The following is a 9,911-nucleotide window of genomic DNA, read 5'->3' as shown; positions in this document are numbered from 1 at the left end:
GTGTATAAGAGCCAGCCCCCGAACGCCCCCGCATCGGATTGAACGCCAGCCCAGCCACCACCAGCACCGCCTCCACCAACAGCGCGAGGACCGCCACGAGGAAGGCGCCCGCCACGACCTGGGGCGTGTTCTGGAGGTTGAAGCCGGCCGTGATGATGCGGCCGAGCCCGCCCTCCCCGGCCATCGCGGCGAGCGTCGCCGTGGCGACCACCTGGACCGCGGCCGAGCGCAGCCCGGTCATCACCAGCGGGTAGGCGAGGGGCAGTTCGACCCGGAGGAAGACCTGCCCGCCGCTCATGCCCATGCCCCGCGCGGCCTCCACCACCGACCGGTCCACCTCGCGCATGCCGATATAGGCGTTGGTCAGCAGCGGCGGTACCGCGAACAGCACCAGCGCGATCAGCGTCGGCAGATCCCCGTGCTCCCCCAGCGGTGTGAGCGTCAGCAGCACCAGCACCGCCAGCGTGGGCACCGCACGCCCCACGTTGGAGATGTTCACCGCGAGCGCGCCGCCCCTGCCGACGTGCCCGAGCCACAGCGCCAGGGGCAGCGCGATCAGGCAGGCGACGGCGAGCGTGACCCCGCTGAAGTACAGATGCTCGGCCAGCCGGTGCCAGACTCCCTTCTCCCCCTGCCAGTTGGCGTCGGACGTCAGCCAGTCGTACGCACCCGTGATCGCGTTCATGCGGGCTCCGCCACCTTCACCGCCACCGGGCGCCTCCGTATGCGCGGAGTACGCGTCGCCCGTGTCCACGGCGTGAGCAGCCGCTGCAGCCCGAGCAGCAGCAGATCGGCGACGAGCGCGAGCAGGACGCACAGGACGGACGCGGTGAGCACCTGGGCCTTGAAGGTGCTGTCGAGGCCGTCGAGGATCAGGGTGCCGAGACCCCCGTAGTCGACGATCGCGCCCACCGTCGTCAGCGCGACCGTGGAGACCGTGGCGATCCGCACCCCGGCGAGCAGGGCCGGCAGCGCCAGCGGCAGTTCGACCTCCCACAGCAGCCGCACCGGCCCGTACCCCATGCCGCGCGCGGCCTCCACGGCCTCCTCGGGGACGGCCTGGAGGCCCGCGAGGATGTTCCGCACGAGGATCGTCAGCGAGTAGAGGACCAGGCCCGTGATCACCAGCGAGGCGGAGAGTCCGAACAGCGGCAGCAGCAGCGAGAACATGGCCAGCGACGGGATCGTGTAGAGCACGGTCGTCAGGCCCAGGACGGCGCCCGCGAACGAACGCCGGCGGCGGGCCAGCAGCGCCAGCGGGAAGGAGACGAGCACGCCGAGGACGACCGACACCGCCGTGATGCCCACGTGCTGCACCGTCGCGTCGACCAGCTCCTGGCCGCGGGAGCGGACGTACTCACCGCAGATCCAGTCGTTGGCCACCAGGCAGTTCCGCCGCTCGCTCACCCGCCGCACCTCCCCCGAAAATCCGGACACATGCGGCTGGACCGAAAAACAGCGCATGGTCTTGACTTGGTGACGACGTTAGACCCCACCACTGACAATCGCCGAGAGCCGCCGCGGAGCCGCAACACGGCCTTCACACAACGACCGGCGCCGGCGGCCACAATGGGGGCCATGATCCGGTTCGAGCACGTCACCAAGCGGTACGCGGACGGCACGACCGCCGTCGACGACCTGTCGTTCGAGGTCGCCGAGGGTGAACTGGTCACGCTGGTCGGCCCGTCGGGCTGCGGCAAGACCACCACGATGAAGATGGTGAACCGGCTCATCGAGCCCACCGGCGGCCGGATCCTCCTCGACGGCGAGGACATCGCCGCCGCCGACCCGGTGCGGCTCCGGCGCCGTATCGGCTACGTCATCCAGCAGGTCGGCCTGTTCCCGCACCGGACGGTCCTCGACAACACCGCGACCGTCCCGCACCTCCTCGGCGTCAAGCGCGCCAAGGCCCGCGAGCGCGCCGCCGAACTCCTCGACCTGGTCGGCCTCGACCCGGCCGTGTACGGCGACCGCTACCCCGACCAGCTCTCCGGTGGCCAGCGCCAACGCGTCGGCGTCGCCCGCGCGCTGGCCGCCGATCCGCCCGTCCTGCTCATGGACGAGCCGTTCGGCGCGGTCGACCCCGTCGTACGGGAGCGGCTGCAGAACGAGTTCCTCGCACTCCAGCGCTCCGTGCGCAAGACGGTCCTGTTCGTCACGCACGACATCGAGGAGGCCGTACGGCTCGGCGACCGCATCGCCGTGTACGGCGAGGGGCGCATCGAGCAGTTCGACACCCCGTCGGCCGTACTGGGCGCCCCCGCGAACGCGTACGTGGCCGACTTCGTCGGCGCGGACCGCGGTCTCAAGCGGCTGTCCGTGACGGCGATCGAGAGGAGCGACCTGGAACAGCCGCCCGTCGTGCACCTCGACGACCCGCTGCCCGGGGAACTGGACGCGCGCTGGGCCGTCGTCCTGGACGCGGACGAGAACCTCCACGGCTGGATCTCCGCCGAGCACGCGCGCGTGCGGTCCGGCACCGTACGGGAACACGCCCGCCGTATGGAGGCGTGGCTCCCCCTGGGGGCGTCCCTCAAGCAGGCCTTCGCCACGATGCTCCAGCACGACGCGGGCTGGATCGCCGTCATCGACGAGCGCGGCGAGGGCCGGTTCCTGGGCGTCCTCACCCCCGCCCGCCTCCACGAGGCCCTGCGCCGCTCCACGGCGGCGGACGCGCGGGACATCGCGCGCGCGGACGTGGAGGTGGAGACGGTCAGCAACCACTGACGGCAGGGTGACGCGACCGACAGCAGGGGGACGCGGCTGATGGCAGAGGGAAGGTCATCCGGGCCGGGCGCGGATCGCCGGCGCCGCTCTTTCACGGCGGCTTGCCCGGGCCTTTCCCCAGCCTTTGAACCGGCTTTCCGATGGGGAGTGAACCTCTCTCCCCGAGACACCGTCCTAGAGGGCGCAATGTCGCCGGATGCCGGATTGGCGCCGGATTTCAAGGTCTCTCGCAGAACTACGGGATGCGATGTCTGCCAGGAAAGACAGGGAAATGTCGGTCGAGGTTCCGAGTCGATCAAGCCGGTGGCGGCGCGTACTGAGCGGGCCGCGCCCCGAGGCCGTTCCCGCCCTGGCCGCCAGGGCCTGCACCCTCGTGGGACTCCTGGACATCGCCGCGGGGGTTTTCCCGCGCTTCCGGCGGAGCCGGATGCACGCGATCGCCGAGGTGCTGCCGGGCTCGTTCGGCCCGTTCGCCGCCGCCCTGTCGCTCAGCGCGGGCGTCCTGCTGCTGCTCCTCGCACACGGGCTGCGGCGCCGTAAACGCAGGGCCTGGCGAGCCGCGGTGGCCCTGCTGCCGGCCGGCGCGATCGCCCAGTTCACCTACCGCCACTCGCTCGTCGGCGCCCTGATCTCCCTGGCGCTGCTCGCACCGCTGCTGCTCCACCGCGACGAGTTCCGCGCGCTGCCGGACCCGCGCAGCCGCTGGCGCGCGCTCACCAACTTCGTCCTGCTGGGCGCCGGTTCGATCGTCCTCGGCCTGATCGTCGTCAGCGCGCACCCCCGCCGCATGGTGGGCGACCCGAGCCTGTCCGACCGCCTGGAGCACGTCCTGTACGGCCTGTTCGGCTTCGAGGGCCCCGTCGGCTACACCGGCGACACGTCATGGACGGTCGGCTTCTCCCTCGGCGCCCTGGGCCTGCTCACGGCCATCACCACGGTCTATCTGGCCTTCCGCCCCGAACACCCGGCCGCACGACTGACGGAGGACGACGAGACACGGCTGCGCGCCCTGCTGGACCGGCACGGCGGCCGGGACTCCCTGGGCCACTTCGCGCTCCGCCGCGACAAGGCGGTCGTCTTCTCACCCAGCGGCAAGGCGGCGGTGACGTACCGCGTGGTGTCCGGCGTGATGCTCGCCAGCGGCGACCCGATCGGCGACGTGGAGGCCTGGCCCGGGGCGATCGAGCGCTTCATGGACGAGGCGAAGGCCCACTCCTGGACGCCCGCCGTCATGGGCTGCTCGGAGACGGGCGCCGAGGTGTGGACCCGCGAGACCGGGCTCGGCGCCCTCGAACTGGGCGACGAGGCGGTGGTGGAGGTCCCGGATTTCTCCCTCGCCGGGCGCGCGATGCGCAACGTACGCCAGATGGTGAAGCGCATCGAGCGAGCCGGCTACGAAACCCGGGTACGGCGCGTCCGTGACCTCGGCGAGGCCGAACTCGACCGTATCCGCAGGGCCGCCGACGACTGGCGCGGCACCGATACCGAGCGCGGCTTCTCCATGGCCCTGGGCCGCGTCGGCGATCCCACCGACCCCGACTGCCTGATCGCCACCGCGCACAAGCCCGACGCGGAGCCGGGGCCGTACGGCGACCTCAAGGCCGTACTCCACTTCGTACCCTGGGGCACTGACGGGGCGTCGCTGGATCTCATGCGGCGGGACCGCTCGGCCGACCCCGGTATGAACGAGCTGCTGATCGTGGCGGCGCTCCAGGCGGCTCCCCGCTTCGGCGTGAAGCGTGTGTCCCTGAACTTCGCGATGTTCCGCTCGGCGCTGGCGCGCGGCGAGAAAATCGGTGCGGGGCCCGTGCTGCGCGCGTGGCGCGGTCTGCTGGTCTTCCTCTCGCGCTGGTTCCAGATCGAGTCGCTGTACAGGTTCAACGCGAAGTTCCGCCCCCGCTGGGAGCCCCGCTTCGTCGTCTACGCCACCTCCCGTGACCTCCCGCGCATCGGCTTCGCCGCGATGCAGGCGGAGGGGTTCGTGAGCGTGGCGCTCCCCCGTGTACTGCGCCGCAGGGCCACCGGCCCCCGCCCGTGCGTCCACCGAATGGCGGAGCACCAGGAGGTCCGGGCGGCCTGACCGCCCACAAACGGAGAGCGCCCCGCCACCCGCCGCCGGGTCCGGGCCCCTCACCCGCCCTGAACCCCGTGCGGGCGTACGGCCTGGACATGACCGGACGGGACGCCGGCGTCTCTCTCCCCCCGGCCGGCACGGGGAAGGGCTGCACCCCGACGTGGGTTCTCCAGGGCACCACGACGTGACCGAGGCGCTTCGGCGCTGCGTCCGGGCCGGACGGCTCGGCCGTGTCATGGCTCCTGGCTCGCCGGGGAGGACGCATGGCCGGAGGCCAGCTGTGCGGCCAGTGAGGTGAACGCGCGGATCTTGGCGTTCTCGGTGTCCGTGCGCCAGACGAGGGCACCGTTGGCCGGAGGCAGTCCGCTGAGCGGCCGGTGCACTACGCCCGGGTGCCGGTACGAATGGAACAGTCCCTCATGGGTCGTCCATACCATCTCGCCGGTGGCCACCTGGTGGAGCGACTCCTGATAGGTCCGTCCGCCCTTCCCACGGCGCAAGGGCCTGCCGAGCGGGGTGAACGGCGGGCAGAAGCCGTGCCGGAGGACATCCGGCAGTTCGGCGGGGCCGTCGAGCAGGACCGAGTCCGCCAGATCCTCGATATCGACCGATTCGCGCCCCGCCAGCGGATGGTCCAGGCCGACGGCCAGCATTCGGCCGTGGGACACCAGTACGGTCCCCACCTTCAGATCCGGCTCGTCGATCGGCAGCAGCGTGAGCAGGACGTCGATCTCGCCAGTCCGCAGTGGCCCGTACGGGTCGCGCCAGGGCACCTCGACCACCGTGATGTCGCAAGCCGGGTGCCGACGGCCGAAGACAACGACCGTGCCGGTCAGCGGCGGGCCGTTGAGGCAGCCGAGGAAGCCGACACGCAGGGGGCCGTCCATGCCCTGCGCGATGGCGCAAGCCTCGTCGTAGCTCTTTCTGAGGCCCTCGTAGGCGGCGCCGAAGGTGCGTCTGGTGTGCTCGCCCAGCGGGGTCAGCTCGACCCTGCGGCTGGTGCGGATGAACAGCGGTGCGCCGATGCGTCGTTCCAGCGTCCGGATCAGCTGGCTGACGCGGGACTGAGAGAGTCTCACCCGCTCAGCGGTGCGTCCGAAATGCAATTCGTCCGACAGTGCCAGGAATACTTCGATCTCCGTCAGGTCCACGCCGTGCCGCTCCCCACATCGATGAGCCTGGCTCATGGATTGTGCACCAATACCACCTTGATCGACCAACGCCCCTGCTGCGATCGTCTCTTTGGCGGCCGGCCGGCTCGTCGGCGAATCGGGGGATCAGCGGGGGAGTCGGCACGTCGGCCGGTACCGCCTGCCTCGTCCCACTCGACCACCTGGACAGGGTGGCCCGCACCGCCCCGGGTTACGGGGCGGAGAGCACCGTCGGCGAGAACACCCCCTCCGCGAACGCCCCGCCCGAAGGTCCGGTTACCCCGCAGGAGCCCTAGGCTGGACGCATGAGCAAGCAGAGCCGGCGCAGCCAGGTGGCGGGACTCCCCGCATGGGACCGCTGCGCGGTCATGGGCGTCGTCAACGTCACCCCGGACTCGTTCTCCGACGGCGGCCGCTGGTTCGACACCACCGCCGCCGTCAAACACGGCCTCGCCCTGGTCACCGAGGGTGCCGACCTCGTGGACGTCGGCGGCGAGTCCACCCGCCCCGGAGCCACCCGCGTCGACGAGGCCGAGGAGCTCAGGCGCGTCATCCCCGTCGTCCGCGGCCTCGCCTCCGAAGGCGTCGTCGTGTCCGTCGACACCATGCGCGCCTCGGTCGCCGAACAGTCCCTCGCCGCCGGCGCCGCCCTCGTCAACGACGTCAGCGGCGGCCTCGCCGACCCGGCGATGATCCCGGTCGTCGCCGAGGCCGGCGCCCCCTTCGTGGTCATGCACTGGCGCGGCTTCCTGCAGGGCGGCAAGGTCAAGGGCGTGTACGAGGACGTCGTCTCCGAAGTCGTCGACGAGCTCCGCGCGCGCGTGGAGGCCGTTCTGGCAGGCGGCATCACCCCCGACCGGATCGTCGTCGACCCGGGGCTCGGCTTCTCCAAGGACACCGACCACGACCTCGCGCTCCTCGCCCGCCTCGACCGCCTGCTCGGCCTCGGCCACCCCCTCCTGGTCGCCGCCTCCCGCAAGAGGTTCCTCGGCCGCGTCCTCGCCGACACCGAGGGCGCCCCGCCACCCGCCCGGGAACGCGACGCCGCCACCGCGGCCGTCTCCGCCCTCGCCGCGCACCAGGGCGCCTGGGCCGTCCGCGTCCACGAGGTACGGGCCACCGCCGACGCCGTACGCGTCGCACGGGCCGTAGAGGGAGCCCGGGAGCTGTGAGCGCGCCCCACACCGACGTCGAGCAGGTCGAACTCGCCAACACGGCCTTCTACGAAGCGTTGGAGCGCGGCGACTTCGAGACCGTCGCCTCCCTCTGGCTGACCCCCGCCGACCTGGGCGTCGACGAGTCGTACCACGACCCGGCGGACAGCGGAGTGATCTCCTGCGTCCACCCCGGCTGGCCGGCCCTCACCGGCCGCGGTGAGGTGCTGAGGTCGTACGCCCTGATCATGGCGAACACCGAGTACATCCAGTTCTTCCTCACCGACGTCCATGTGTCCGTCACCGGCGACACGGCCCTGGTGACCTGCACGGAGAACATCCTCAGCGGCGGCCCCGCACCCGAGGGCGGCGGCGAGCTGGGCCCGCTCGTCGGCCAGCTGGTCGTCGCCACGAACGTGTTCCGGCGCACCACCGACGGCTGGAAACTGTGGTCGCACCACGCCTCCCCCGTTCTGACCGAAAACGACGCCGACGAGGACGACGACACCCCCGCCTGACCGGGTAGGTGCCTGCCGAGGGTCTGTCGAGGGCCCGGAGGCGAGTCGAGGGCCGTGGAGGTGATTGGAGCCACGGGACACGGGGTATGCGCGGCTTCCAACCTGTGAGCCGCCGTGGTCCCCGCGGGGAAACGCCCGATGAACTGTGCCCGTCGAGGTGCACATCCGGACTGCCCGTGGCCGAGCGCTGTCCGTGCCCGCAGGTAGATTCGAGGGTGGCCGGTGTGCCGTCCGCGCACGGACGCACGGGCCGTGACCGACGACTGCAGGAGTGATTCGCGTGGATCGTGTCGCGCTGCGCGGCCTGAGGGCCCGCGGGCACCACGGTGTGTTCCAGAAGGAGCGCGAGGAGGGCCAGACCTTCGTCGTGGACCTGACGCTGGGCCTGGACACCCGACCGGCCGCGGCCGACGACGACCTGGCGAAGACCGTGCACTACGGCATCGTGGCGGAGGAGGTCGTGGCCGTCGTCGAGGGCGAGCCCGTCGACCTCATCGAGACGCTGGCCGAGCGCATCGCCCAGGTGTGCCTGAAGCACGAGGAGGTCCAGGAGGTCGAGGTCTGCGTCCACAAACCGCAGGCGCCCATCACGGTCCCCTTCGACGACGTGACCGTCACGATCACACGGAGCCGAGTATGACCGCGTTCTTCACCGACGGGCAGAGCGACCCGACGGTCCAGCCGGTGCCCGCCTCGGTCGTCGAGAAGGTGGACGCCGCCGACACGACCCTGCACAACCCCCAGCGGGCCGTGCTCTCCCTCGGCTCGAACCTCGGCAACCGCCTGGAGACGCTCCAGGGCGCCATAGACGCCCTGGAGGACACCCCGGGCGTACGGGTCAAGGCGGTCTCCCCGGTGTACGAGACGGAGCCGTGGGGGGTGGCACCGGGCAGCCAGCCCACGTACTTCAACGCGGTCGTGGTCCTCAAGACCACGCTGCCCCCGTCCTCGCTCCTGGAGCGGGCGCACGCCGTCGAGGAGGCCTTCCACCGCGTACGGGACGAGCGGTGGGGCGCGCGCACGATCGACGTCGACATCGTCACCTACGCCGACGTGGTGTCCGACGACCCGGTGCTGACGCTGCCCCATCCGCGCGCGCACGAGCGGGCCTTCGTCCTGGTGCCCTGGCACGACGTGGACCCCGAGGCCCAGCTGCCCGGCCGGGGCCCGGTCGCCCGGCTCCTCGCGGAGGTCACCCCGGACGGTGTCGCCCCCCGCACCGACCTGGAACTCCGGCTGCCCGAGTAGTCGTTAAGGTCTAGCGGGTCGGGATCATCCCCGGCGCACACACCATCGTCGAAGGGACGTCGTGAGAGAGCTGCGCATCAGGACGCTGGCCGCGGTGTTCGTGGTGGCGGGGGTGCTGTCCTGGGCGGGAGCCCGGCTGTGGAACGCGGTGGGCACGCTGCCCCGCGTCCCACTGGCCGCGCCCATCGTGCTCGCCCTGATCGCCGCCGTCCTGCTGGCCACCGGGCTCTCGCTGCGCTCCCGCCTCAAGGCCCAGCGCGAGCGGCGCCCGGGCGCCCGGGGTGTCGACCCGCTGGTCGCCGCCAGAGCGGTCGTCTTCGGCCACGCGAGCGCACTCGTCGCTGCCCTGGTCGCCGGCATGTACGGCGGCACGGGCGTCTTCCTCCTGGAGTCCCTGGACATCCCGGCCCGCCGCGACCAGGCCATCTACGCCGGCTTCTCGGTCCTCGCGGGCATCGCCGTCATAGTGGCCGCCTTCTTCCTCGAACGCGTCTGCAAGCTCCCGGAGGACGACGACACGAACGGGGGCGGAGGGGCGGCCCGGGCGGTGTAGGCCCCTCGGGCACCGGCAGGCGGAGATCCGGTCAGTGGGCCATGATGAGGCTCATCGCCTCGTTGCGCGTGGCCGCGTCCCTCAACTGGCCGCGCACCGCGGACGTTATGGTCTTCGCCCCGGGCTTGCGGATACCGCGCATTGACATGCACATGTGCTCGCACTCCACGACCACGATCACCCCACGGGGCTCCAGGATCTCCATCAGGGAGTCGGCGATCTGCGTGGTGAGTCGTTCCTGCACCTGGGGACGGCGGGCGTAGACGTCCACGAGCCGGGCCAGCTTCGACAGTCCCGTGATCTTGCCGCTGGTGGACGGGATGTATCCGACATGGGCGACACCGCGGAACGGCACCAGATGATGCTCACAGGTCGAGTACACCTCGATGTCCTTGACCAGCACCATCTCGTCATGACCGATGTCGAACGTCGTGGTCAGGACATCCTCGGGCTTCTGCCACAGCCCCGCGAAGATCTCCTTGTACG

The 9,911-nt window shown here is 71.4% G+C and carries 11 protein-coding genes; 7 read left to right on the top strand and 4 right to left on the bottom strand.

Translation table 11 applies throughout. The features are described 5' to 3' along the window. Both FNH04_RS33745 and FNH04_RS33740 read right to left on the bottom strand, forming a co-directional pair. On the bottom strand, positions 1-685 hold a 685-nt coding region (locus FNH04_RS33745), incomplete at its 3' end, for an ABC transporter permease (RefSeq protein WP_152789653.1). Continuing rightward, positions 682-1,407 (bottom strand): ABC transporter permease, encoded by a 726-nt coding sequence (locus tag FNH04_RS33740; protein ID WP_386575175.1) that lies wholly within the window; start codon positions 1,405-1,407, stop codon positions 682-684. The genes FNH04_RS33745 and FNH04_RS33740, both read right to left, overlap by 4 nt. A 171-nt stretch (positions 1,408-1,578) precedes the next feature. Here FNH04_RS33740 and FNH04_RS33735 point away from each other — a divergent pair, with 171 nt between their 5' ends. Continuing rightward, entirely contained in the window at positions 1,579-2,727 is a 1,149-nt protein-coding gene (locus FNH04_RS33735; RefSeq protein ID WP_152789651.1) for an ABC transporter ATP-binding protein, read from the top strand. A gap of 271 nt (positions 2,728-2,998) precedes the next feature. Further along, positions 2,999-4,807 (top strand): phosphatidylglycerol lysyltransferase domain-containing protein, encoded by a 1,809-nt coding sequence (locus FNH04_RS33730; RefSeq protein WP_152789650.1) that lies wholly within the window; start codon positions 2,999-3,001, stop codon positions 4,805-4,807. Positions 4,808-5,034: 227 nt separating this feature from the next. On the opposite strand, the gene FNH04_RS33725 is transcribed toward FNH04_RS33730, so the two are convergent. Further along, on the bottom strand, positions 5,035-5,988 hold the full coding sequence (locus FNH04_RS33725; protein WP_228031771.1) for a LysR family transcriptional regulator: 954 nt from the start codon (positions 5,986-5,988) through the stop codon (positions 5,035-5,037). Between the two features lie 269 nt (positions 5,989-6,257). On the opposite strand from FNH04_RS33725, the gene folP reads away from it, so the two are divergent. From folP to FNH04_RS33700, 5 genes are all read left to right on the top strand, one after another. Beyond that, positions 6,258-7,124 (top strand): dihydropteroate synthase, encoded by an 867-nt coding sequence (gene folP / locus FNH04_RS33720; protein ID WP_152789648.1) that lies wholly within the window; start codon positions 6,258-6,260, stop codon positions 7,122-7,124. Next, positions 7,121-7,624, top strand: coding sequence for a nuclear transport factor 2 family protein (locus FNH04_RS33715; protein WP_322724613.1), 504 nt, complete (start codon positions 7,121-7,123; stop codon positions 7,622-7,624). Before folP ends, FNH04_RS33715 begins: the two co-directional genes overlap by 4 nt. 280 nt (positions 7,625-7,904) lie before the next feature. After that, the gene (folB, locus tag FNH04_RS33710; protein ID WP_322724612.1) at positions 7,905-8,264 is read left to right on the top strand and encodes a dihydroneopterin aldolase; all 360 of its coding nucleotides are present in this window, start codon (positions 7,905-7,907) and stop codon (positions 8,262-8,264) included. Further along, on the top strand, positions 8,261-8,872 hold the full coding sequence (gene folK, locus FNH04_RS33705; RefSeq protein WP_152789647.1) for a 2-amino-4-hydroxy-6-hydroxymethyldihydropteridine diphosphokinase: 612 nt from the start codon (positions 8,261-8,263) through the stop codon (positions 8,870-8,872). Before folB ends, folK begins: the two co-directional genes overlap by 4 nt. A gap of 61 nt (positions 8,873-8,933) precedes the next feature. Beyond that, positions 8,934-9,425: a DUF3180 domain-containing protein gene (locus FNH04_RS33700; RefSeq protein ID WP_322724610.1), complete on the top strand. Its 492-nt coding sequence runs from the start codon at positions 8,934-8,936 to the stop codon at positions 9,423-9,425. Between the two features lie 31 nt (positions 9,426-9,456). Here the strand turns inward: FNH04_RS33700 and folE are convergent. Further along, positions 9,457-9,911: GTP cyclohydrolase I FolE (folE, locus tag FNH04_RS33695; protein ID WP_152789646.1), on the bottom strand; the 455-nt coding region annotated here is incomplete at its 5' end.

Origin of the sequence: Streptomyces phyllanthi, from assembly GCF_009377205.1 — a bacterium.
GTDB classification, from domain to species: domain Bacteria; phylum Actinomycetota; class Actinomycetes; order Streptomycetales; family Streptomycetaceae; genus Streptomyces; species Streptomyces phyllanthi.
The sequence above is the reverse complement of the archived record's forward strand: the minus strand, read 5'-3'. Positions and strand labels throughout refer to the sequence as shown.

Coding starts and splice junctions, on each gene's coding strand:
- FNH04_RS33735 (WP_152789651.1), top strand. CDS start 1,579: ATGATCCGGTTCGAGCACGTCACCAAGCGGTACGCGGACGGCACGACC.
- FNH04_RS33730 (WP_152789650.1), top strand. CDS start 2,999: ATGTCGGTCGAGGTTCCGAGTCGATCAAGCCGGTGGCGGCGCGTACTG.
- FNH04_RS33725 (WP_228031771.1), bottom strand. CDS start 5,988: ATGAGCCAGGCTCATCGATGTGGGGAGCGGCACGGCGTGGACCTGACG.
- folP (WP_152789648.1), top strand. CDS start 6,258: ATGAGCAAGCAGAGCCGGCGCAGCCAGGTGGCGGGACTCCCCGCATGG.
- folK (WP_152789647.1), top strand. CDS start 8,261: ATGACCGCGTTCTTCACCGACGGGCAGAGCGACCCGACGGTCCAGCCG.